Raw genomic sequence first — 22,939 nt, forward strand, 5'->3', positions numbered from 1 at the left:
GGAATCGGCGGATCGGCAGTCTGGAAGCGCCGGTGGCGGCAAGTCTTGGAAGAAACTCAGGTCCGCGTGGCGCGCAGGAAGCGGCCGGGGGTAACGCCGGTGAAGCGGCGGAAGGTGCCGGAGAAATGTGCCTGGTCGTAGAAGCCCAGCGCCAGTGCGACTTCCAGCGGCTTCTCCCCGGCCACCAACAGGCGCTTGGCCTCGCGGATACGGCGTTGCAGCAGATAGGTATGCGGCGGCACACCGTAGGCGTTGCGGAAGGCTTCGATCAGGTGACGCGGATGGCGCTGCAGCAGCACGGCAAGGTCTTCGAGGCTGACCGCCTCGCGGTAATGCGCTTCCAGATAGTCCCGCAGCTTCGCGGTGACGCCGCCGTCGCGCGCCGCCGAATCGTTCGGGCGCATACCACCGTGGCGGACGAACACCAGCCCCAGCAGCGCCAGCAATTCGCTCTCCAGCGCCAGCGCATCGTTGCGCTCGAACTCGGTGGCCACGCGCTTGAGCGCTTCCGCCACCCGGCCATCGTCATGCGGATTGAGCGCCTGGAAGCCGCGCGGCAGTTGCTTGCGGCCGAGCAACGGCAGCAGGCGCGACTCCTCGATATAGAGCATGCGATAGACCAGCCGCTCGGACTCGGCATTGCCGGTGTGCGGTTCCTCCGGATTCATCAGCGACAGGGTGCCGGCGGGCAGCACATGGTGCGCGCCACGGCACTGGTAGCCGCCGGCACCATGCAGGATGGCGCCGATGGCGAAGGCATCATGGCTGTGCCGACCAAACGGCTGGCCGGAGAAGTCCGCATGGAACAACTCCACCCCCGGCAACCAGGGGCGCGCCAGCAGCCGATTGGCGTCCATCTCAGTCCTGCTTTCCGGAGAGGATGGCCGCGTAGCCTTCGCGGAAGCTCGGGTAGCGCGGCTCCCAGCCCAGGGCACGGGCGCGGGCGTTGCTGCAGCGCTTGCTGCCTGCGCGGCGCACGCTCTGCTCGTCGGACCAGTGGGTGACGCCCAGTTGCTCGCGCAGCCAGGCAACCACGTCGTGCATCGCGGCAGGCTCGTCGTCGACGCCGAGATAGCACTCCTCCAGCGTCACGCCGTCGCGGTCAGCCTCGAGCAGCGCGGCGAGCAGGCCGGCGGCGTCTTCCGCATGGATACGGTTGGCGTACAGCGGCGGCTCGCTGGCCACGCGATAACCTTCGCGCACCTGCTTGAGCAGCCATTCACGGCCGGGACCGTAGATGCCGGTCAGGCGTACCACCGTGGCAGGGATGCCGCACTCAAGCGCCAGCCGCTCGGCTTCGAGCATCACGCTGCCGGAGTAGCTCTGCGCCTCGGCCGGGGAGTTCTCGTCGATCCACTCACCGTCGCGCTGGGCATACACGCCGCTGCTGGACACGAACAGCAGGCGCTTGGGCGCCTGCCCGCGCTGCTGCAGCCAGCCGAGCGTGTTGCGCAGGCCTTCGACGTAGGCGGCGCGATAACCCGCTTCGTCGTGCTGGGTCGCGGCGGCGCAGAACACCAGGTAATCCAGTCTGCCGACCGGCCAGGTGTCCGGGCATTCCAGCTGAGCCAGGTCGCCGGATACCGGCAGCACCTCGAAGGGCAGCGCGGCGATGTTGCGGCGCAGGCCGTGGACGCGCCAGTCGCGGGCGGCCAGTTGGCGTCCCAGACGGCTGCCGACATCGCCGCATCCGACGATCATCAGGCTCGGGAAGGTGCTCTTGCTCATGCGGGGCTCCGTGAATCGGGCCTGCGAGTTTAGCGCGGTTGGTTCGCGGCGGTGCAGCCGCTATGCTTGGGCCACCTCAACGGATTCAGTGCCATGACCCTCACCGAACTGCGCTACATCGTCACGCTTGCCCAGGAGCAACATTTCGGCCGCGCCGCCGAGCGCTGCCACGTCAGCCAGCCGACCCTCTCGGTCGGCGTGAAGAAGCTGGAAGACGAGCTCGGCGTGCTGATCTTCGAGCGCAGCAAGAGCGCGGTGCGCCTGACCCCGGTGGGCGAAGGCATAGTCGCGCAGGCGCAGAAGGTGCTGGAGCAGGCCCAGGGCATCCGTGAACTGGCCCAGGCCGGCAAGAACCAGCTGACCTCGCCGCTGAAGGTCGGCGCCATCTACACCATCGGCCCGTACCTGTTCCCGCACCTGATCCCGCAGCTGCACCGGGTCGCCCCGCAGATGCCGCTGTACATCGAGGAAAACTTCACCCACATCCTGCGCGACAAGCTCCGCACCGGCGAGCTGGACGCGATCATCATCGCCCTGCCGTTCCAGGAAGCCGACGTGCTGACCCTGCCGCTGTTCGACGAGCCGTTCTACGTGCTGATGCCCGCCGACCATGCGTGGACGGCCAAGCCGAGCATCGACGCCGAACTGCTCAACGACAAGAGCCTGCTGCTGCTCGGCGAGGGCCACTGCTTCCGCGACCAGGTCCTGGAAGCCTGCCCGACCACCCGCAAGGGCGACGAGAACAAGCACACCACGGTGGAATCCAGCTCGCTGGAAACCATCCGCCACATGGTCGCCTCCGGTCTTGGCGTGTCGGTGCTGCCCTTCTCCGCAGTCGACAGCCACCACTACGCGCCCGGCGTAATCGAAGTCCGCCCGTTCACCGCGCCGGTGCCCTTCCGTACCGTCGCCATTGCCTGGCGCGCCAGCTTCCCACGGCCGCGCGCCATCGAAGTGCTGGCCGACTCGATCCGCCTGTGCTCGGTCGCCAAGCCGACCGTCAAGGGTGAAGCCGAGCCGGCATGACCGATCTGTCGAACGTCCCGGTCACCGCGCTCAAGGGCGTGGGCGCCGCGCTGGAAGAGAAGCTGGCGAAAGTTGGCCTGGAGAACCTCCAGGACATCCTCTTCCACCTGCCGCTGCGCTACCAGGACCGCACCCGCATCACCCCCATCGGCGCCCTGCGTCCTGGGCAGGACGCGGTGGTCGAAGGCGTGGTCTCCGGCGCCGACGTGGTGATGGGCAAGCGCCGCAGTTTATTGGTGCGCCTGCAGGACGGCACCGGCACCCTGAGCCTGCGCTTCTACCACTTCAGCCAGGCGCAGAAGGAAGGCCTCAAGCGTGGCACGCACCTGCGCTGCTATGGCGAAGCGCGCCCCGGCGCCTCGGGCCTGGAGATCTACCACCCCGAATACCGTTCGCTCACCGACGCCGCCGCGGCACCGGTAGAGCAGACGCTCACACCGATCTACCCGACCACCGAAGGCCTCACCCAGCAGCGCCTGCGCCAGCTCAGCGAGCAGACACTACAGCGCCTGGGCCCGTCGAGCCTGCCGGACTGGCTGCCCGCCGAACTGGCCCGCGACTATCGCCTCGGCCCGCTGGACGAAGCCATCCGCTACCTGCACCGGCCACCGCCGGACGCCGACCTGGAAGAACTCGCCGAAGGCCGCCACTGGGCACAGCATCGCCTCGCCTTCGAGGAGCTACTGACCCACCAGCTGTCGCTGCAACGCCTGCGCGAAAGCGTGCGCTCCCAGGCCGCTCCGCAGCTGCCGCCGGCCAAGCGCCTGCCGGCGCTGTACCTGAAGAACCTCGGTTTCAAGCCGACCGGCGCGCAGCAGCGGGTCGGCGCGGAAATCGCCTACGACCTCGCCCAGCCAGAACCCATGCTGCGCCTGGTGCAGGGCGACGTGGGCGCCGGCAAGACCGTGGTCGCCGCCCTCGCCGCGTTACAGGCCCTGGAAGCCGGCTACCAGGTGGCGCTGATGGCGCCGACCGAAATTCTCGCCGAGCAGCACTTCCTCAACTTCAGCAAGTGGCTGCAGCCGCTGGGCATCGAAGTCGCCTGGCTGGCCGGCAAGCTCAAGGGCAAGGCCCGCGCCAGCGCACTGGAGCAGATCGCCTCCGGCGTGCCGATGATCGTCGGCACCCACGCGCTGTTCCAGGACGAGGTGAAGTTCAAGCGCCTGGCCCTGGTGATCATCGACGAGCAGCACCGTTTCGGCGTGCAGCAGCGCCTCGCCCTGCGCCAGAAAGGCGTCGACGGCCGCCTCTGCCCGCACCAGCTGATCATGACCGCCACGCCCATCCCGCGAACCCTGGCGATGAGCGCCTATGCCGACCTGGACACCTCGATCCTCGACGAGCTGCCCCCGGGCCGTACGCCGGTGAACACCGTGCTGGTGGCCGACAGCCGACGCATCGAGGTGATCGAGCGGGTCCGCGCCGCCTGCGAGGAAGGCCGCCAGGCCTACTGGGTCTGCACGCTGATCGAGGAGTCGGAAGAGCTCACCTGCCAGGCCGCCGAAACCACCTACGAAGAACTGTCCTCGGCACTGGGCGAGCTGCGCGTCGGCCTGATCCACGGTCGCATGAAGCCGGCGGACAAGGCCGTGGTGATGGAAGCCTTCAAGGAAGGCATGCTGCAACTGCTGGTGGCCACCACCGTGATCGAAGTGGGTGTGGACGTACCCAACGCCAGCCTGATGATCATCGAGAATCCCGAACGCCTGGGCCTGGCCCAGCTGCACCAGCTGCGCGGTCGCGTCGGCCGGGGCAGCGCGGCGAGCCACTGCGTACTGCTCTACCACCCGCCGCTGTCGCAAATCGGCCGCGAGCGCCTGGGGATCATGCGCGAGACCTGCGACGGCTTCGTCATCGCCGAGAAGGATCTGGAGCTGCGTGGCCCCGGTGAAATGCTCGGCACCCGCCAGACCGGCCTTTTGCAGTTCAAGGTCGCCGACCTGATGCGCGACGCCGACCTGCTGCCGGCCGTGCGGGACGCGGCCCAGGCGCTGCTGGCGCACTGGCCGCAAGCGGTCAGCCCTTTGCTGGGGCGCTGGCTGCGCCACGGTCAGCAATACGGACAAGTGTGACCTAGTTCACTCTCATCGGTCGGCTGACTGCGCGGTCACGCTGACTGGCTGGTTATACTCCGACCCAGCCGTTGATAACCGGATCACATTCATGAGCGACGCCGCACGCGCCACTTCCGCCTCATCGCAGGCCCCCGAGGTCATCCTGCAGCTGCTCGACAAGCTGGGAATCGCCTATCGCGAGGTCAGCGACGTCACCTCCCTGCCCAGCACCCGCCGCATCCAGGCTGGTCTGCTTGAGGACTCCGTCGGCACGCTGCTGGTGCTGTTCCCGCAGAGCCAGCTGCTTGACCTCAACCGCCTGGCGGAACTGACCGGCCGCAAGCTGGTGGCGGTCAAGCCCGAACGCATGGAGCGCATGCTCGGCAAACACCAGCTTGGCCGCCTGCCGGCGCTGCCGCCGCTGACCAGCTCCCCCTGCCTGTATGACGACCGTCTGCTGCAGGAGCCGCAACTGCTGATCGAGTCCGGCACCGCCGGCATCCTGCTGGAGATCGCCACCCCGGCCTTCCGCAGCCTGCTGGAGAAGGCCAGCGCCGCGCGCTTCGGCGTTCCGCTGGAGGCTATCCGGCCGAACCTCGACCGACCGCATGACGACCGCGCCGAAATCACCCAGGCCGTGCAGGCATTCACTGCCCGCCGCATCCAGCAGCGGCTCGAGGAAACCATCGAGATTCCGCCGCTGCCGGAAACCGCTCAGAAAATCATCAAGCTGCGCGTCGACCCCAACGCCACGGTGGACGACATCACCGGCGTGGTTGAAACCGACCCGGCGCTGGCAGCCCAGGTGGTCAGCTGGGCCGCCTCGCCTTACTACGCCGCGCCCGGAAAGATCCGCTCGGTGGAAGACGCCATCGTCCGCGTACTGGGCTTCGACCTGGTGATCAACCTGGCCCTGGGCCTGGCACTGGGCAAGACCCTGAGCCTGCCCAAGGACCAGCCGCAGCACGCCACGCCCTACTGGCACCAGGCGATCTACACCGCCGCGGTGATCGAGGGACTGACCCGCGCCATCCCGCGCACCGAGCGCCCCGAAGCCGGCCTGACCTACCTCGGCGGCCTGCTGCACAGCATCGGCTACCTGGTCCTGGCGCACATCTTCCCGCCGCATTTCTCGCTGATCTGCCGGCACCTGGAAGTGAACCCGCACGTCGAGCACAACCTGGTCGAGCAGCACCTGCTGGGCATAACCCGCGAACAGATCGGCGCCTGGCTGATGCGTACCTGGGACATGCCCGAGGAGATCTACACCGCGCTGCGCTTCCAGCACGACCCTCACTACGCTGGCGATTGCGCGACCTACGCCAACCTGGTCTGCCTGGCGACCCGCCTGCTGCGCAACAACGGCATCGGTGGCGGCCCGGGGACGAGCATTCCGCAGGACCTGCTGGAGCGCCTGAACATCAGCCGCGACAAGGCCGAAGAGGCGGTGCGCAAGGTGCTGGATGCCGAAGCCGCGCTGCGTGAACTGGCCAGCCAGTTCAACCCGGGGCACTGAAAGAGGGCTCGGCCTCGACCGTAGGATGGCGTGGAGCGCAGCGATACCCATCGATCCAGAGCACCGACAGCATGGGTATCGCTTAGGCTCCACCCATCCTACGAGAGCTCGCTCGGCACACCTCTTCCGACGCAAATGAAAAGGCCCCTGTCAGGGGCCTTTTTGCATTCGCAGGAAACTCAGGCGGCCTTCTTCTCGCTGGCCGGCGCGGCTTTCTTCTTCGGCTTGAGGTACTTCACCAGCCCCTGGAACCAGATCACCAGGCCCGGATTGCCCTGAATCTGGATGTCCTTGTTCTGGATGCCCTGCATGAACGCCAGCTGCGGGTTCTTCGAGGTCATGGTGGCGAAGCCGTAGGCGCCATCCTTGAAGCCGAGCGCGAAGGCCGGCTGCGGATGGGTGCCACGACGGGCACTGACGCGCAGGTCCTTGACGATGTAGTGGCGGGCGACCTTGCCATCAAGGGTATGCAGCTGGAACACCAGGTCCTTGCCTTCCAGTTGCTTCTGGAACGCCGGATTCTCCCGGCTGGCCTTGGCCATCATGCGCCCGAGCATCCATAGCAAAAGACGAAATTTCATGCACAAACCTCGATGTTCGAGACAAAAGTCTGCGCATTGTAGTCACTTCAAAAAGAGACTACATCCGATCTTTTGATGGGTTTATGTAACCGGAGGGGCGACCCGGAGCCGCTCTGGCTCCGGGTTCCTGGCGATCAGTTGACCGCGTCTTTGAGCGCCTTGCCCGGTTTGAAGGCAACGGTGTTGCTGGCTTTGATCTTTACCGGCTGGCCGGTTTGCGGATTCTTGCCGGTGCGGGCGCCACGGTGGCGCTGAATGAAGGTGCCAAAACCGACAAGGGTAACGCTGTCCTTGCGATTGAGCGCGCCAGTGATTTCATCCAGCAACGCGTTCAGCACCTTGCTGGCTTGTTCTTTGGTGAGGTCGGCCTTTTCGGCGATGGCGGCGGCCAGTTCTGGTTTACGCATAGGTGTAGATGCCTCTTTGACGGTTTGTTGTTGTTGTGTCCGTGCTGTCTTCCCAACAGCGCCCAAGGCACCGCAGGCTTGCCGTACAGGCTCTAGGCTGCGGCAGACGGGGGGAGAATGGCACGCCACACGCGGGCGCGCCAGTATCGTCTGACAATTTACGAGCACATTCCCACAGCAAAACCGTCACCCCTGAGGCCTTTTACGCCATCAGGGCTGGCAACTCCTTGTTAAGCGAAAGTTTTTCGCTGACAGCCGCCCCAGTGAGGGCGTATCCGAGCAAACGACCGGCGGTATCCCGGTACAGCACCTTGAGGTCCGCGCCAGAGCCCTCCACGAGCCATTCGCCCTCGCTGCCACGCGGCGGCGGCGACACCACCAGCGGGCACACCGGGGTCTTCACGGTCACCGGCATCGGGCCATAGACCACGGTGGTCGGCTTGCCCGCCAGGGTCTGCGCCAGCGCGCGGGCACAGGACATCAGCGGCATCACGTAAAGCAGGTTCAGGCCATCGACCTCGGCGCAGTCGCCCAGGGCGTAGATGTTGGCGTGGGAGGTACGCAGTTCGCGGTTGACCATCACGCCGCGATTGACGTCCAGGCCCGCGGCGGCGGCAAGGTCGATGCGCGGGCGCAGACCCACGGCGGATACCACCAGGTCGCAGGTGATCACGCTGCCGTCGGACAGGTGCGCCTCCAGGGCCTCGCCCGCGCGCACCAGGCGGTTCAGCACCGGGCCGAGATGGAAGCGTACGCCGAGGCTTTCCAGCCCCTGCTGCACCGCCTGGGCGGCAGCCGGGTGGAGCAGGCCGGGCATGACCTGCTCGCAGGGCGCCACCACGTCGAGCTGGTAGCCGCCACTGGAGAGGTCGTTGGCGAATTCGCAGCCGATCAGCCCGGCGCCCAACAGCAGCACGCGGCGCTTGCCGGCGGCCGCGCTGCGGAAGCGGGCGTAGTCCTCCAGATCGTTGATCGGGAAGATCAGGTCTTGGGCGTCGCCTTCCACCGGCACGCGAATGGTGTCCGCCCCCCAGGCCAGCACCAGGTCGCGGTAGCGGATTTCCTCTTCGCCGATCCAGAGGCGCCGGTGGCCCGGATCGATGCCGGTGACGCGGGTGTGAGTGAGGATGCGTGCCTTGAGCTGGTCAGCCATGGCGCCCGGCTCGGCCATGGCCAGGCCGTCTGCGTCCTTGTCCTTGGAGAAGCCGGTGGAGAGCATCGGCTTGGAGTAGGAGCGGCCGTCATCGGAGGTGATCAACAGCAACGGCGTCTCGCTGTCGAGCTTGCGCCACTCGCGCGCCAGGTTGTAGCCAGCCAGGCCAGTACCGATGATCACCAGCGGTGCGTTGTCACTCATTGCTCTCTCCACCTCGTAAAACGCCACTTCGTAAAGACGGCACGGCGGCCATCGGCCGTCGCACATTAGTTCTGACACCGAGAATCCATTCAGGACCTGGCGAGCCAGAGCAGAACAAGGCGGAAACGAGCGAGAGAGCGGAAAGTACGTCAGTACATGAGCATCTCGAGTTCGCTTCCAACGCCGTTATGCCGACGCGCAGCCAGGTCATGGATGGGTTCTCAGGAGATCGCGATCATCTCGAAGTCGATCTTGCCCGTACCGCAGTCGGGACACACCCAGTCCGCGGGGATGTCTTCCCAGCGTGTACCCGGCGGGATGCCCTCGTCCGGAAGCCCCAGCGCCTCGTCATAGATGAAGCCACAGATCACGCATTGCCATTTGCGCATAGGCCAAGCCCTCCTGCGATTGCCTGTGAAGCTAACGGATTTGGGCGCACCGGCCAACGGCGCATGCGCCACCGGGTATCGTCAGCAGGGTCAACCCGGCGTTTCCCAGTCTACGCCGTCAGATACGGCCTTGCCGGGGCCATAAACGCCAACGGCGGCCCGAAGGCCGCCGTTGCGGGTGAACCCGGTGGGATCAGCCGATCTCGATCATCTCGAAGTCCAGCTTGCCGACGCCGCAGTCCGGGCACAGCCAGTCTTCCGGCACATCTTCCCAGCGGGTTCCGGCGGCGATGCCTTCTCCCGGCCAACCCTTGGTCTCGTCATAGATCAGGCCACATACCACACACTGCCACTTCTTCATCGGCTCTCACCCTCGTGTTCTTGTCGCTAGGACGTCAGTGCATCCAATGTCGGGCTTTGTACTGGCGATAGGCCCGGCGCGCAAGTACCGACCGACCGGCCAAACCTTTGGTGGGGTATGGCGTAATGCACTCTTGCAGAGAACGCAATCGGCCGCGCAAAGCCGCCATGTTAAGCTGCCGCGTCCCTGGCCATCCGCAGTCATCACCGTGCCCGAAGCCGCCCTGATCCATCCGCCACGCTGGCTCTGTGCCGCCCAGTTGCACCCCGCGCCCTCCGCCCGGGTGCTGGACTGGCTGTTCGACGAGGGCTCGCTGACGCGCCGGCTGACCGCCCTGTCCGAAGGGGAATTCGCCGTGCAGCCGCTGGCCGAGGGCTGGCATCGGATGCGTACGGACGAATGCGCCGCGCTGGGCGTGGCCGACGGCAGCCTGGGCTGGGTCCGCGAGGTGTACCTGAAGGGCCACGGCCAACCCTGGGTGTTCGCCCGCAGCGTCGCGGCACGCCACGCGCTGGAAGGCTCGGGCTTCGACCTGCGCCTGCTCGGCAGCCGCTCCCTGGGCGAGTTGTTGTTCAGCGACCGCGCCTTCCACCGCGGCCCCATCGAAGTGTGCCGTTACCCGGCCGCCTGCCTGCCCGCCGAGGTGCGCACCGAGCGCCCGTGGGCACGCCGCTCGCTGTTCAGTCGTGACGGCCTTGGTGTGCTGGTTGCCGAAGTATTCCTGCCCACGCTCTGGCACCGGCTGGAAGAACAGTCCGTATAATCCCCGGATCGTTTCCGGAGGCCGCCATGTTCGTTGCCCTGATCAAACCGCTCGCCCGCCTGCATCCCCGCGCCTGGGACTTCATCCAGCTGACGCGCATGGACAAGCCGATCGGCATCTACCTGTTGCTGTGGCCCACCCTGTGGGCGCTGTGGATGGCCAGCGGCGGCGTACCGAGCGTGAAGAACCTGGTGATCTTCGTCCTCGGCACCACACTGATGCGCATGGCCGGCTGCGTGATCAACGACTTCGCCGACCGCAAGCTCGACGGCCACGTCGAGCGCACCAAGGCGCGCCCACTGGCCACCGGCAAGATCACCGTGCGTGAGGCCTGGATCACCTTCTTCGTGCTGCTGGGCGCAAGCTTCCTGCTGGTGCTGTGCACCAACGCGCCGACCATATGGTTGTCCTTCGGCGGCGCGGCGATCGCGGCGCTCTACCCCTTCATGAAGCGCTACACCTACTATCCGCAAGTGGTGCTGGGCGCGGCTTTCTCCTGGGGCATCCCGATGGCCTTCACCGCGGCCAGCGGCACGCTGCCGGCGGCGGCCTGGCTGCTGTTCTTCGCCAACGTGCTGTGGACCGTGGCCTACGACACCTACTACGCGATGACCGACCGCGAGGACGACCTGAAGATGGGCATGAAGTCCACTGCGATCCTCTTCGGCGACGCCGACCGGGCGATCAACCTGACGCTGCAGGGCCTGATGCTCCTGCTGCTGATCCTGGCCGGCAACAAGCTGGGCATGCACCTGTACTACTACCTCGGCCTGGCCGTGGCGGCGGGCTGCTTCGCCTGGCAATTCCACTCCACCCGGGACCGCGAGCCGATGAAGTGCTTCAAGGCGTTCCTGCACAACCATTGGGCGGGGCTGGCGATCTTCGTCGGTACGGTGCTGGATTACGCGCTGCGCTGATCACCGAGGGCGCCGCCCTCTCCCGGGGAGAAGGCGGCGCAACCCGATCTACTGCGTCTTGGCCACATGCCAGGCGCCGCCCATCTTCCCTTCGCCCGTCATGTCGCCCGGCTTCTTGTCCTGAACGAAGGTATACAGCGGCTTGCCGTAGTACGCCCATTGCATGCTGCCGTCGTCACGCTTGACCAGCGTCCAGTCCTCCATCGCCTTGGCGCCCGCCGCCGCCTTCAGTGGCGGCCAATACTCCGAACAACCACTGTTGCACATCGACTTGCCGCCGCTGTCCTGGTTGAAGGTGTACAGCGTCATGCCCTTGGCATCGACCAGCATGCCGTTCTTTTCCATCGCCGGTTCGGCCGCCAGTGCGGTCATCGCCGGAAGCGCCAGCCCAATGGCCAGGGCCGGGAAAAACCTCTTCATCGCCTGTCTCCTCTGGTGAGGTGGAACGGCGCGGGTGTTCTCGCAAGGGCCAGGTCGACTACGCACTCGCAACCGTCATCGCAGCATGCCGGCGCCGCAGCGCCAGCCGCACCGCCAACCGGGCCGGTGCACACTTGCCAGCCGCAATGGAAAATCGCGGCCGCAGATTCAGCATAGACGAGCGCTCTAGGACAAGGCTCGGCTAACATCCCCATGTCACATCCCTGAAATATTTCCGTTATCTAATGCGGCGCAATACGAAAATTCCTGAGGCACCAGCATGGTTGGCAAGACAATCCTCATCGTCGATGACGAAGCTCCGATCCGGGAAATGATCGCCGTGGCCCTGGAGATGGCCGGCTACGAATGCATCGAGGCCGACAGTGCCCAGCAGGCCCATGCGGTGATCGTCGACCGCAAGCCGGACCTGATCCTGCTTGACTGGATGCTGCCGGGAACCTCAGGCATCGAACTGGCCCGCCGTCTCAAGCGCGACGAGCTGACCTCCAGCATCCCGATCATCATGCTCACCGCCAAGGGCGAAGAGGACAACAAGATCCAGGGCCTGGAAGTCGGCGCCGACGACTACATCACCAAGCCGTTCTCCCCGCGTGAACTGGTGGCCCGCCTGAAGGCCGTGCTGCGCCGCACCGGTGCCGGCGACAGCGAGACGCCGATCGAAGTCGGCGGCCTGATGCTCGACCCGATCAGCCATCGCGTGACCATCGACGGCCGGCCGGCCGAAATGGGTCCGACCGAATACCGCCTGCTGCAGTTCTTCATGACCCATCAGGAGCGTGCCTACACCCGTGGCCAGCTGCTGGACCAGGTCTGGGGCGGCAACGTGTACGTGGAAGAGCGCACCGTCGACGTGCACATCCGCCGCCTGCGCAAGGCCTTGGGCGAGGTCTACGAAAATCTGGTTCAGACCGTGCGCGGCACCGGCTATCGTTTCTCGACCAAGAGTTGATCGGGCTGCTCTAGCCCGGCGGGTACAAGGAACGGAATTTCGTGACCCAGAACTGGCGTGGCGTGCTGATTCGCCATCTGCTGTTAGTCGCCGGCGGCGGCCTGCTGATCGGCCTGATCTCCGGCCAATGGGGATGGGCCCTGGCGGCCGCCCTGGCCGCTTACCTCGGCTGGACCCTCTGGCAGCTGCTGCGTCTGTACCAGTGGCTGAAGACCCACCAGAGCGATGAAGCCCCGCCCGACGGCTACGGCCTGTGGGGCGAGGTGTTCGACAGCATCTACCACCTGCAACGACGCAACCAGAAGGCGCGCGGCCGGCTGCAGGCGGTGATCGACCGCATGCAGGAATCCACCGCCGCCCTGCGCGACGGCATGATCCTGCTCGACCGCGACGGCAACCTGGAATGGTGGAACCAGTCCGCCGAACGCCTGCTCGGCCTCAAGAGCCCGCAGGACGGCGGCCAGCCGGTGACCAACCTGGTGCGTCATCCGCGCTTCAAGGAGTACTTCGCCCACGAGGACTACCGCGAACCGCTTGAGCTCACCTCGCCGATCAACGACAACCTGCGCCTGCAGTTCCACATCACCATCTACGGCGCCGGCGAGCACCTGATGCTGGTGCGCGACGTAACCCGCGTCCACCAGCTCGAACAGATGCGCAAGGACTTCGTCGCCAACGTTTCCCACGAGCTGCGCACCCCGCTGACGGTGATCGCCGGCTACCTGGAAACGCTGCTGGACAACGTCGAGGACGTCAATCCGCGCTGGATCCGCGCGCTGCAGCAGATGCAGCAGCAGGCCGGGCGCATGCAGAACCTGCTCAACGACCTGCTCCTGCTGGCCAAGCTGGAAGCCACGGACTATCCGGCCGACAATAAGCCGGTGGCGGTCGACCTGATGCTGCTGTCGATCCGCAACGACGGCCAGGCGCTCTCTGGCTCGCGCAACCACCGCATCAGCCTGGAAGCGGATTCGAAGGTGAAGCTCAAGGGCAGTGAGGCCGAGCTGCGCAGCGCCTTCTCCAACCTGGTGTTCAACGCCGTGAAGTACACCCCCGACGAAGGCGAGATCCGCATTCGCTGGTGGGGCGACGAGCAGGGCGCGCACCTGGCGGTACAGGACAGCGGCATCGGCATCGATCCCAAGCACCTGCCGCGCCTGACCGAACGCTTCTACCGCGTCGACTCCAGCCGCAACGCCAGTACCGGCGGCACCGGCCTGGGGCTGGCGATCGTCAAGCACGTGCTGTTGCGCCACCGCGGCACCCTGGACATCAGCAGCGTGCCGGGCAAGGGTAGCAGCTTCACCTGCCACTTCCCGCTGCAACAAGTCGAGCGCCGTTCCTGACGGCGCCCGAACACATGAGTTTGCAATCAGCGGGCTTGCCAGTGACGTCCGTGAACCGCATCCTTGTCCGTCCATTCCTAATCCAACAGAACCATGGACCCTTCCCCCAGTAGCAACTTCCTGACCTACTTCGCCGATTTCGGCCTGATTCTTTTCGCTCTCTTCCTCGTCGTGCTCAACGGTTTCTTCGTGGCCGCCGAGTTCGCCATGGTCAAGCTGCGCTCCACCCGCGTAGAGACCATCGCCAAGCAGCATGGCTGGCGAGGCACCATCCTGCGCAAGGTGCACAGCCAGCTCGACGCCTACCTGTCCGCCTGCCAGCTCGGCATCACCCTGGCCTCCCTGGGCCTGGGCTGGGTCGGCGAGCCGGCCTTCGCCGAGCTGCTCGAGCCGTTGCTGGCCGCAGTCGGCGTGCACTCCGACGAAGTCATCCGCGGCGTATCGTTCTTCACCGCATTCTTCATCATTTCCTACCTGCACATCGTGGTCGGCGAACTGGCGCCCAAGTCCTGGGCGATCCGCAAGCCCGAGCTGCTTTCGCTGTGGACGGCGGTGCCGCTGTACCTGTTCTACTGGCTGATGTACCCGGCGATCTGGCTGCTCAACGCCAGCGCCAACACCATCCTGAAGATCGCCGGCCAGGGTGAACCAGGGCCGCACCACGAACACCACTACAGCCGCGACGAGCTCAAGCTGATTCTGCACTCCAGCCGCGCCCACGACCCGAGCGACCAGGGCATGCGCGTGCTGGCCTCGGCGGTCGAACTGGGCGAGCTGGAAGTCGTGGACTGGGCCAACTCCCGCGAAGACCTGGTCTACCTGGAGCGCAACGCGCCGCTGGACGACATCCTGGCCACCATCCGCCGCCACAAGTACAGCCGCTACCCGGTGTACGACACTGGCAAGGGCGAGTTCATCGGCCTGCTGCACATCAAGGACCTGCTGCTGGCCCTGACCACGCTGGAGAGCCTGCCGGAGTCCTTCGACCTCGACGAGCTGACCCATCCGCTGGAGATGGTGACCAAGCACATGCCGCTGGCGCGCCTGCTGGAGCAGTTCCGCCAGGGCGGCTCGCACTTCGCCCTGGTCGAGGAAGCCGACCACAAGGTGATCGGCTACCTGACCATGGAAGACGTGCTGGAAGTGCTGGTCGGCGACATCCAGGACGAACACCGCAAGGCCGAGCGCGGCATCGTCGCTTACCAGCCCGGCAAGCTGCTGGTGCGCGGCGACACCCCGCTGTTCAAGCTGGAGCGCCTGCTGAGCATCGACCTCGATCACGTCGAGGCGGATACGCTCGCCGGCCTGGTCTATGACACGCTCAAGCGTGTGCCGGAAGAAGAGGAAGTGCTCGACACCGAAGGCCTGCGCATCATCGTGAAGAAGATGAAAGGCCCGAAGATCGTCCTCGCCAAGGTGGTGAAGCTGGACTGATCGTCCGCTCACGAAAAAGGCTGCCCTCGGGCAGCCTTTTTTATTCGTGGGCCATATCCTCGCCCTCCGTAGGAGCGCGCCATGCGCGCGATCGCGGGCATGGCCCGCTCCTACACAAGAAAGCTCAGTTTTCCTTCACCACCGCGAAGTTCGGCAAGGTATCCACCGGCTGAGAGAAGTCGTAGGGAATCGACACCAGGTCCAGGCCGACGTTGCGCTGCACCACGAAGTGCAGGTGCGGGCCGCTGCTGTTGCCGGTGTTGCCCGACTGCGCCAGCGGCGTGCCGGTACCGACGCGCTGGCCCTCGTGGACCAGCACCGAACCGCGCATCAGGTGCAGGTAGACCCCCATGGTGCCGTCGTCATGCAGGATGCGCACGAAGTTGCCGGACGGGTTCTTGCCGCGCCCATCCTGGCCATTCTCGATCTTCACCACCATACCGCCACGGGCCGCGACGATCGGCGTGCCCACGGGCATGGCGATGTCCATGGCGTAGCGGCCCTTGGGCGTGAAGTGGCTGTAGCGCCCATTGGCGCCCTGGGTCAGGCGGAACGGGCCCCCCACCCACGGCAGCGCATAGCGATAGGACAACGGCTGCAGACGCGGATCACCCAGCGCGTAACGCAGCTTGGGCTGGTACTGCATGGGCTTGCCGGGCTCGCGCGGGGTGAGCGTCGCCAGGCGGATGGCGCTGCGTGGCGGCAGTACCCAGCGGATAGGACGTTCCGGCACGCCAATGGCGTTCTGCGCGCCGGTCACGCTCAGCTCCACCTCCACTGGCGCGTAGAGATCGTTGCGCACCTGCAGTGTCTCGCCACCGGCGTGCTTCTTGGTCTCCAGCTTCACCTGCTGCTCCAGGTGCTCGACCATGCGGTCGCGGAAGACGAACACCGCCGCACCCGCCACGGCCTTGTCCGTGTAGGTGACCACGCCATTGGCGTCGGTGTACTTGTAGATGGTCACGGCCGAAGCCGTCCCCGATGCGGCCAGCAGACCGCACAGGAAGATACTGCGCCCTAGCATGTCGACTCTGGTTATAAGTATGGCGACAAGGGCAAGACTAGCAGCGCGGCCGCTACGGAGCGACCTGCCGACGGCCGGCGTGTGAAGCAGTGCCGCCCACCAGTCGGCAAGGAATCACGCGCCGGGCACGTAGTGCTTCTGGGTGCTGCCACGAGCGATCAGGCGCGACAGGTAGTCGAGCTTCTGCGGATCGCGGTCGACGAAACGGAAGGTGAGCTGCAGCCACTCGCTGTCGGGCTTGGGCTCCAGCGCCGCCACGGCATGCAGGTAGCCGTTCAGGCGCGCCACATCGCTGTCCTCTTCCAGGTCCAGCACGGCGCTTTCCAGCACCTGCGGCAGTGGCGTGCCGCGTTTCACTACCAGCAGCGCTTCCTTCAGGCTCAGTGCCTTGATCACGCAGGGCAGATTCGCGGCAGGCAGGCGCAACTGGCCCTGCTGTCCTTTCGCGGCGGGACGCGCGGCAGGCGCGACGGACTCCGTCGCCGGAGCGGGGACGGCGGCACGCGGCGTCGGGGCGGCAGCCGGGCGCACCACATCGGCCTTGCCGCCGGTAAGCGCGCTGAGCGAGTCATTGGGCATGGAGCCAACGAGGCTGCGCTGCGGCGCCTGGGCCGCCAGCGCTTCGAGCTTGCCGGCGCGGGACAGTGCCTTCTTCACCTTGCTCACCAACTGGTCGTTGGAGAAGGGCTTGCCGATGAAGTCGGAGACACCGGCCTGGATGGCCTGTACCACGTTGTCCTTATCGCCACGGCTGGTGACCATGATGAAGGGCGTGGTCTTCAGCGGCTCCTGCTCGCGGCACCAGGTGAGCAATTCGATACCCGATAGCTCGGGCATCTCCCAGTCGCAGAGGATCAGGTCCACACTCTGGCGCGCAAGGAACTGCTGCGCCTTGCGGCCGTTCACCGCCTCCTCGATCTGCAGGCCGGGAAAATGGTCCCGCAGCCCCTTCTTCACCAGATCTCGGATGAACGGGGCGTCATCCACGACCAGTACACTGACCTTGCCCATCGGCAACTCCTTCGAACAATAGGGCGAAGGATAGCCTTGCCGGGTGGCTACATGCCATCGAGACGAAACCGATCGGCCATAAAATGACGAACCCGGCGCTCGGCCGGGTTCGTCAGTGCGGTGGGCAACAGCCTTATTCGGGCTTGCTGCCGCTGCCGGTGCCCTGCACTTCTTCCTTCATGCGGGTCAGGCCCAGGTGGCGTACGTCGGTGCCGCGCACCAGGTAGATCACCAGTTCGGCAATGTTGCGCGCGTGGTCACCGATGCGCTCCAGCGAACGCAGGGCCCAGATGACGTTGAGCACGCGGGAGATGGCGCGCGGGTCTTCCATCATGTAGGTAACCAGTTCGCGCAGCGCGGTCTTGTACTCGCGGTCGACGGTCTTGTCGTACTGCGCGACCGACAGGGCGAGGTCGGCGTCGAAGCGGGCGAAGGCGTCCAGCGCCTCCTGCACCATCTTGCGCACCTGGCCACCGATGTGGCGCACCTCGACGTAGCCGCGCGGCGACTCGCCTTCCTCACACAGCTGGATGGCACGGCGGGCGATCTTCGAGGCTTCGTCACCGATGCGCTCGAGGTCGATCACCGACTTGGAGATGCTGATGATCAGGCGCAGGTCGGAGGCGGCCGGCTGGCGGCGGGCGAGGATGCGCAGGCATTCCTCGTCGATGTTGCGCTCCATCTGGTTGATCTGGTCGTCGATCTCGCGCACCTGCTGGGCCAGGCCCGAGTCGGCGTCGATCAGCGCGTTGACCGCATCGTTGACCTGCTTCTCCACCAGGCCGCCCATGGCCAGCAGATGGCTGCGCACATCTTCCAGCTCGGCGTTGAACTGCTGCGAGATGTGGTGGGTGAGGCTTTCTTTGTTGATCATGTTCGCTCCGCGAAAGCCGCTGGCTCCGGGCCGCTGGCTTCAATGTTCTCCGGAATGGTTCTACTGCGCACGCAAGGCCCGGAAACTAGCCGTAACGACCGGTGATGTAGTCTTCGGTCTGCTTCTTGGCCGGGTTGGTGAACAGGGTGTCGGTGTCGCCGAATTCGATCAGCTTGCCCATGTACATGAACGCCGTGTAGTCGGAGACGCGCGCGGCCTGCTGCATGTTGTGGGTCACGATGACGATGGTGAACTTGGACTTGAGCTCGTAGATCAGCTCTTCGATCTTCAGGGTGGAGATCGGGTCCAGTGCCGAGCAGGGTTCGTCGAGGAGCAGGACTTCCGGCTCCACGGCGATGGTGCGGGCGATGACGAGACGCTGCTGCTGACCGCCGGACAGGCCGAGGGCGGATTCGTGCAGGCGGTCCTTCACTTCGTCCCACAGGGCTGCGCCCTTGAGCGCCCATTCGACGGCTTCGTCGAGTACGCGCTTCTTGTTGATGCCTTGGATGCGCAGGCCGTACACCACGTTCTCGTAGATGCTCTTGGGGAACGGGTTGGGTTTCTGGAACACCATGCCGACGCGGCGGCGCAGTTCGGCTACGTCGACGTTCTTGGCGAAGATGTTGTGGCCGTCGAGCAGGATCTCGCCCTTCACGTTGCAGCCGTCAACCAGGTCGTTCATGCGGTTGAAGCAGCGCAGCAGGGTGGACTTGCCGCAACCCGACGGCCCGATGAAGGCGGTCACGCGCTGCTTCGGGATGTTCATGCTGACGTCGAAGAGCGCCTGCTTCTCGCCATAGAACAGGCTCAGGCCGGGTACTTCGAGGGCGACGGTCTCGCTCTCCAGGTTCATGCCCTGGCGATCGCCGCGGCCGAGCGCGCCGATGTCGATGCCGTGGGTTGCAGTTTCATGTTGCATCTTCAGTCTCCCTTGGAGGCTTGGCGGCGGGCTAGGCCCGCCGCCGGCAGAATCAGTTTTCCAGCGCCTTGTACTTTTCGCGCAGGCGGTTACGGATGGCGATGGCCGAGAAGTTCAGCAGGGCGATCACCATCACCAGCAGCAGCGCGGTGGCGTACACCAGCGGGCGCGCGGCCTCGACGTTCGGGCTCTGGAAGCCGACGTCATAGATGTGGAAGCCCAGGTGCATGATCTTCTGATCCAGATGCACGTACGGGTAGTTGCCGTCCACCGGCAGCGCCGGGGCCAGCTTCACCACGCCCACCAGCATCAGCGGCGCCACTTCACCGGCGGCACGGGCCACGGCGAGGATCAGGCCGGTCATCATGGCCGGGCTGGCCATCGGTAGGACCACTTTCCACAGGGTCTCGGCCTTGGTCGCGCCCAGTGCCAGGGAGCCTTCACGGGTAGCCCGCGGGATACGCGCCAGACCTTCCTCGGTGGCCACGATCACCACCGGCACCGCGAGAATCGCCAGGGTCAGCGAGGCCCAGAACAGGCCCGGCGTACCGAAGGTCGGTGCCGGCAATGCCTCGGGGAAGAACATCCGGTCGATCGAACCACCCAGCACGTAGACGAAGAAGCCCAGGCCGAACACGCCGTAGACGATCGCCGGAACGCCCGCGAGGTTGTTCACCGCGATGCGGATGATGCGGGTCAGCAGGCCCTGGCGAGCATACTCGCGCAGGTACACCGCCGCGATCACGCCGAACGGGGTGACGATCACGGCCATCACCAGGGTCATCATCACGGTGCCGAAAATGGCCGGGAAGATACCGCCCTCGGTGTTGGCTTCACGCGGGTCGTCGCTGAGGAATTCCCACAGCTTCTTGAAGTAGAAGCTCAGCTTGGCGCCGACACCCATCTGGTTAGGCTGGTAGGCGTGCACCAGCTTGCCCAGGGTGATTTCGGTTTCCTTGCCGGTGGCATCGCGCATGGCGATGCTGTCGCGGTTGAATTCCTGGTGCAGGGCGTTGAGCTGCTCTTCCAGCACCTGGTACTGGGCGTTCAGCTCGGCGCGGCCGGCGGCGATGTCGGCTTCGGCAGCGGCGTCCAGCTTGCCGTTGAGCTGCAGGCCGCGCTCTTTCAGGCGCAGGCGCTCAAGGCCGTGGTTGATGCCACCGATGTCCTTCTTCTCCAGCTGGTACAGCTTGGCGTAGAGCCCGTCGACGCGCTTCAGGCGGATCTGCAGCTCAGCCATGGCGGCCGGACCTTCGGCGACCACCTTGCCGCTTTCCTTGACGTTCAGCAGGTAGCCATAGAAGTTGCCCCACTCGCGGCGCTCCAGGGTCACCAGCTCGGCCGGATGACGCTTGTCACCCAGCCATTCGCCGATCACCCAGGAGAAGTCGCTGCCGTAGAGGTCACGGTTGCCCAGCTTGAGCAGCTCGCGGGTCATGAACTCCGGGCCATTGTCCGGCACCGGCAGGCCGGCGCCGCGCAGACGCTCGCGCGGTACCTGCTCGACCTGCACTTCTTCGCCGATCAGAGTCTTGGGTGCTTCACCGGGGACGGTGTAGGTCGCCTCGATCACGTCCGCCGGCCAGAAGTGGCCGAGACCGCGCACGGCGATCACGGCGAGCAGGCCGATGGTCATGATCACGGCGATGGACACCGCACCGGCGTTCATCCACACCCAGGGAGAACCGCTGGCAAACCACGCTTTGACGGATTCCTGTTTCTGTTTCACGGAACTAGCCTCGTCGGGCGTCGCTTAGAGCGACGCGTATTTCTTGCGCAGGCGCTGACGGATCAGCTCTGCCAGGGTGTTCATCACGAAGGTGAAGGAAAGCAATACCAGTGCCGAGAGGAACAGCACGCGGTAGTGGGTCCCGCCCACCTCCGACTCGGGCATTTCCACCGCGACGTTCGCCGCGAGGGTGCGCATGCCCTGGAAGATGTTCACGTCCATGACGGGGGTGTTGCCGGTGGCCATCAGCACGATCATGGTCTCGCCGACGGCGCGGCCCAGGCCGATCATCAGGGCGGAGAAGATGCCCGGGCTGGCGGTCAGGATCACTACGCGAGTCAGCGTCTGCCACGGCGTGGCGCCCAGGGCCAGAGAGCCGTAGGTCAGGCTCTTGGGCACGCTGAAGATGGCGTCTTCGGCAATGGAGAAGATGTTCGGGATCACCGCGAAGCCCATGGCCAGACCCACTACCAGGGCGTTGCGCTGGTCGTAGGTGATGCCCAGGTCGTGGCTGATCCACAGGCGCATGTCGCCGCCGAAGAACATGGTCTCCAGGTGCGGGCTCATCCACAGGGCGAAGGCGCCGGTAGCGAGAACCACCGGGATCAGGATCGCTGCTTCCCAGCCGGCCGGCAGGCTCAGGCGGATGCGCTCGGGCAGGCGACTCCAGATCAGGCCCGCGAGCAGGATGCCCAGAGGCGTGAGCAGCAGCAGGCTGAAGATGCCCGGCAGGTGACCTTCGACGTAGGGCGCCAGGAACAGGCCGGCGAAGAAGCCGAGGATCACGGTCGGCAGCGCCTCCATCAGCTCGATCACCGGCTTCACCTTGCGGCGCATGCCCGGAGCCATGAAGTAGGCGGTGTAGACGGCGGCGGCGATAGCCAGGGGAGCTGCAAGGATCATCGCGTAGAACGCGGCCTTCAGGGTACCGAAGGTCAGTGGCGACAGGCTCAGCTTGGGTTCGAAGTCAGTGGTCGCGGCGGTGGACTGCCAGACGTAACCCGGCTTGTCGTAGCTCTCGTACCAGACCTTGCCCCACAGCGCGCTCCAGGACACTTCCGGGTGCGGGTTGCTGACATTGAAGCGGCGCAGCTCGCCACCCTGCTCGATGATCAGGCGATTGGCGCGCGGCGACAGGGCCATCAGACCGGTCGATGGCGCGACGTTCTCCACCAGCAGGGTGCGATGCGCCGTGCTGTGGAAGATGCCGAGGTTGCCTTGCTTGTCGAGTGCCAGGAAACCTTTGCGGCGCTGCTCCGGAGCGATGTCGGTCACCGGCTGGTCGCCCAGCTTGAAATCGCGCACATGGGCCAGGCGCGGTTCGCCGTCTTCGCCACGGGCCATGAACCACTGGCCGATACCGCCCTTGGAGTCACCGATCATCAGCGAGATGCCACCCAGCAGCTGGCTGCTGGCAGTCACTTCGGCGCCGGCGTCATCCAGCAGCTTGTAGCGGCCGTTGAGCTGGTGAGTGCCGAGGTTGAACACGTCAGCCTGGGCGCGGCCATTGATCACATAGAGCCACTGCTTGCGCGGGTCCATGTAGATCGCCTTCACCGGGTCGGCGATCTGCGGCAGGTCGATGCGTTCCTCTTGCAGCGAAGTCTCGCCGGTCAGCATGTTTTCCTGACTGGTCAGGCTGAGCAGGAGCATCTGGCTGCCGGTAGAGGCGGCCAGCAGCAGGCCTTCATCACCCGAAACGACTGCTACGTGCTCCAGCGGACGCCCCTGGGTATCCAGGTTGATCGCCGCTTCGCCATAGGGATAGTCGATCTGCGGGGTGATGGTTTTCTTGTTGTCCGGGTAGGTGACCTTATAGGTGTGCTTGAACACCAGTGCCTGGCCATTGGACAGGCCCAGCGCCACGGTCGGATGGCCCGGCTGGTCTTCGGCGATGGAAGTCACGTTGCTGCCAGCGGGCAGCTTGAGCGCGACGCGGCCGACTTCGTCGCCGCTCTTGGTGCTGAAGAAGACCACTTCGCCATTGGCGGCGACGCGCATGCCCACCATGTTCTGCTCTTCGATGCTCAGCAGCAGCGGCGCTTGCGCCGTCCTCAGCCAGGCCGGAGCCAGGGGGTCGCGCGACTCCAGCGTGGCGCCGCGGAACAGC

General features: G+C 65.6%; 22 protein-coding genes. 8 read left to right on the forward strand and 14 right to left on the reverse strand.

The window, feature by feature from the left end; translation table 11 throughout:
* Nucleotides 1–56 precede the first annotated feature (56 nt).
* A complete protein-coding gene (locus GA645_RS27430; RefSeq protein ID WP_152227359.1) occupies nucleotides 57–857 on the reverse strand; it encodes an AraC family transcriptional regulator in 801 nt (266 codons plus the stop codon).
* 1 nt (nucleotide 858) lies between these two features.
* The gene (locus GA645_RS27435) at nucleotides 859–1,728 is read right to left on the reverse strand and encodes an NAD-dependent epimerase/dehydratase family protein (protein WP_152227361.1); all 870 of its coding nucleotides are present in this window, start codon (nucleotides 1,726–1,728) and stop codon (nucleotides 859–861) included.
* 93 nt (nucleotides 1,729–1,821) lie between these two features.
* Here GA645_RS27435 and oxyR point away from each other — a divergent pair, with 93 nt between their 5' ends.
* From oxyR to GA645_RS27450, 3 genes are all read left to right on the forward strand, one after another.
* Complete coding sequence (oxyR, locus tag GA645_RS27440) at nucleotides 1,822–2,754, forward strand: oxidative stress transcriptional regulator OxyR (protein ID WP_015479567.1); 933 nt, start codon at nucleotides 1,822–1,824, stop codon at nucleotides 2,752–2,754.
* Complete coding sequence (gene recG, locus GA645_RS27445) at nucleotides 2,751–4,826, forward strand: ATP-dependent DNA helicase RecG (protein WP_152227363.1); 2,076 nt, start codon at nucleotides 2,751–2,753, stop codon at nucleotides 4,824–4,826. The genes oxyR and recG overlap by 4 nt, the downstream gene beginning before the upstream one ends.
* Before the next feature lie 91 nt (nucleotides 4,827–4,917).
* A complete protein-coding gene (locus tag GA645_RS27450) occupies nucleotides 4,918–6,324 on the forward strand; it encodes an aminoacyl-tRNA deacylase and HDOD domain-containing protein (RefSeq protein WP_152227365.1) in 1,407 nt (468 codons plus the stop codon).
* Nucleotides 6,325–6,503: 179 nt separating this feature from the next.
* On the opposite strand, the gene GA645_RS27455 is transcribed toward GA645_RS27450, so the two are convergent.
* The 5 genes from GA645_RS27455 to GA645_RS27480 all read right to left on the reverse strand — a co-directional run bounded on the left by GA645_RS27455 (nucleotide 6,504) and on the right by GA645_RS27480 (nucleotide 9,419).
* Nucleotides 6,504–6,905 (reverse strand): helicase, encoded by a 402-nt coding sequence (locus tag GA645_RS27455; protein ID WP_152227367.1) that lies wholly within the window; start codon nucleotides 6,903–6,905, stop codon nucleotides 6,504–6,506.
* A 134-nt stretch (nucleotides 6,906–7,039) separates the two neighbouring features.
* Nucleotides 7,040–7,312: an HU family DNA-binding protein gene (locus GA645_RS27460; protein ID WP_152227369.1), complete on the reverse strand. Its 273-nt coding sequence runs from the start codon at nucleotides 7,310–7,312 to the stop codon at nucleotides 7,040–7,042.
* 202 nt (nucleotides 7,313–7,514) lie between these two features.
* On the reverse strand, nucleotides 7,515–8,669 hold the full coding sequence (locus GA645_RS27470) for an NAD(P)/FAD-dependent oxidoreductase (RefSeq protein WP_152227371.1): 1,155 nt from the start codon (nucleotides 8,667–8,669) through the stop codon (nucleotides 7,515–7,517).
* A 221-nt stretch (nucleotides 8,670–8,890) separates the two neighbouring features.
* Nucleotides 8,891–9,058 carry a rubredoxin gene (locus GA645_RS27475; protein WP_152227373.1) on the reverse strand — a complete coding sequence of 56 codons (168 nt, stop codon included), beginning with the start codon at nucleotides 9,056–9,058 and terminating at the stop codon, nucleotides 8,891–8,893.
* Nucleotides 9,059–9,251: 193 nt separating this feature from the next.
* Complete coding sequence (locus GA645_RS27480; protein ID WP_152227374.1) at nucleotides 9,252–9,419, reverse strand: rubredoxin; 168 nt, start codon at nucleotides 9,417–9,419, stop codon at nucleotides 9,252–9,254.
* A gap of 208 nt (nucleotides 9,420–9,627) precedes the next feature.
* Between GA645_RS27480 and GA645_RS27485 the strand changes: the two genes are divergently transcribed.
* Nucleotides 9,628–10,182, forward strand: a complete 555-nt coding sequence (locus GA645_RS27485) for a chorismate lyase (RefSeq protein WP_152227375.1) — start codon at nucleotides 9,628–9,630, stop codon at nucleotides 10,180–10,182.
* A 26-nt stretch (nucleotides 10,183–10,208) separates the two neighbouring features.
* A complete protein-coding gene (ubiA, locus tag GA645_RS27490) occupies nucleotides 10,209–11,099 on the forward strand; it encodes a 4-hydroxybenzoate octaprenyltransferase (RefSeq protein WP_152227376.1) in 891 nt (296 codons plus the stop codon).
* Nucleotides 11,100–11,147: 48 nt separating this feature from the next.
* Here the strand turns inward: ubiA and GA645_RS27495 are convergent, their stop codons facing one another.
* Nucleotides 11,148–11,519 carry a hypothetical protein gene (locus GA645_RS27495; protein WP_152227377.1) on the reverse strand — a complete coding sequence of 124 codons (372 nt, stop codon included), beginning with the start codon at nucleotides 11,517–11,519 and terminating at the stop codon, nucleotides 11,148–11,150.
* Nucleotides 11,520–11,799: 280 nt separating this feature from the next.
* Here GA645_RS27495 and phoB point away from each other — a divergent pair, with 280 nt between their 5' ends.
* The 3 genes from phoB to GA645_RS27510 all read left to right on the forward strand — a co-directional run bounded on the left by phoB (nucleotide 11,800) and on the right by GA645_RS27510 (nucleotide 15,269).
* On the forward strand, nucleotides 11,800–12,489 hold the full coding sequence (gene phoB, locus GA645_RS27500) for a phosphate regulon transcriptional regulator PhoB (RefSeq protein ID WP_152227379.1): 690 nt from the start codon (nucleotides 11,800–11,802) through the stop codon (nucleotides 12,487–12,489).
* Between the two features lie 41 nt (nucleotides 12,490–12,530).
* Nucleotides 12,531–13,835, forward strand: a complete 1,305-nt coding sequence (phoR, locus tag GA645_RS27505; RefSeq protein WP_152227381.1) for a phosphate regulon sensor histidine kinase PhoR — start codon at nucleotides 12,531–12,533, stop codon at nucleotides 13,833–13,835.
* A 93-nt stretch (nucleotides 13,836–13,928) separates the two neighbouring features.
* A complete protein-coding gene (locus GA645_RS27510; protein WP_152227383.1) occupies nucleotides 13,929–15,269 on the forward strand; it encodes a hemolysin family protein in 1,341 nt (446 codons plus the stop codon).
* Nucleotides 15,270–15,393: 124 nt separating this feature from the next.
* Here GA645_RS27510 and GA645_RS27515 read toward each other — a convergent pair whose 3' ends face one another.
* From GA645_RS27515 to GA645_RS27540, 6 genes are all read right to left on the reverse strand, one after another.
* Nucleotides 15,394–16,293 (reverse strand): peptidoglycan DD-metalloendopeptidase family protein, encoded by a 900-nt coding sequence (locus GA645_RS27515; RefSeq protein WP_152227385.1) that lies wholly within the window; start codon nucleotides 16,291–16,293, stop codon nucleotides 15,394–15,396.
* A 114-nt stretch (nucleotides 16,294–16,407) separates the two neighbouring features.
* Complete coding sequence (locus GA645_RS27520) at nucleotides 16,408–17,304, reverse strand: response regulator (RefSeq protein WP_152227387.1); 897 nt, start codon at nucleotides 17,302–17,304, stop codon at nucleotides 16,408–16,410.
* A gap of 133 nt (nucleotides 17,305–17,437) precedes the next feature.
* Entirely contained in the window at nucleotides 17,438–18,178 is a 741-nt protein-coding gene (gene phoU, locus GA645_RS27525; protein WP_152227389.1) for a phosphate signaling complex protein PhoU, read from the reverse strand.
* A gap of 85 nt (nucleotides 18,179–18,263) precedes the next feature.
* The gene (gene pstB, locus GA645_RS27530) at nucleotides 18,264–19,100 is read right to left on the reverse strand and encodes a phosphate ABC transporter ATP-binding protein PstB (RefSeq protein WP_015479583.1); all 837 of its coding nucleotides are present in this window, start codon (nucleotides 19,098–19,100) and stop codon (nucleotides 18,264–18,266) included.
* A 52-nt stretch (nucleotides 19,101–19,152) separates the two neighbouring features.
* On the reverse strand, nucleotides 19,153–20,829 hold the full coding sequence (gene pstA / locus GA645_RS27535; RefSeq protein WP_152227391.1) for a phosphate ABC transporter permease PstA: 1,677 nt from the start codon (nucleotides 20,827–20,829) through the stop codon (nucleotides 19,153–19,155).
* A gap of 24 nt (nucleotides 20,830–20,853) precedes the next feature.
* A complete protein-coding gene (locus tag GA645_RS27540; protein ID WP_152228339.1) occupies nucleotides 20,854–22,887 on the reverse strand; it encodes an ABC transporter permease subunit in 2,034 nt (677 codons plus the stop codon).
* Nucleotides 22,888–22,939 lie beyond the last annotated feature (52 nt).

This window comes from Pseudomonas sp. SCB32, from assembly GCF_009189165.1.
Taxonomy (GTDB): Bacteria; Pseudomonadota; Gammaproteobacteria; order Pseudomonadales; family Pseudomonadaceae; genus Pseudomonas.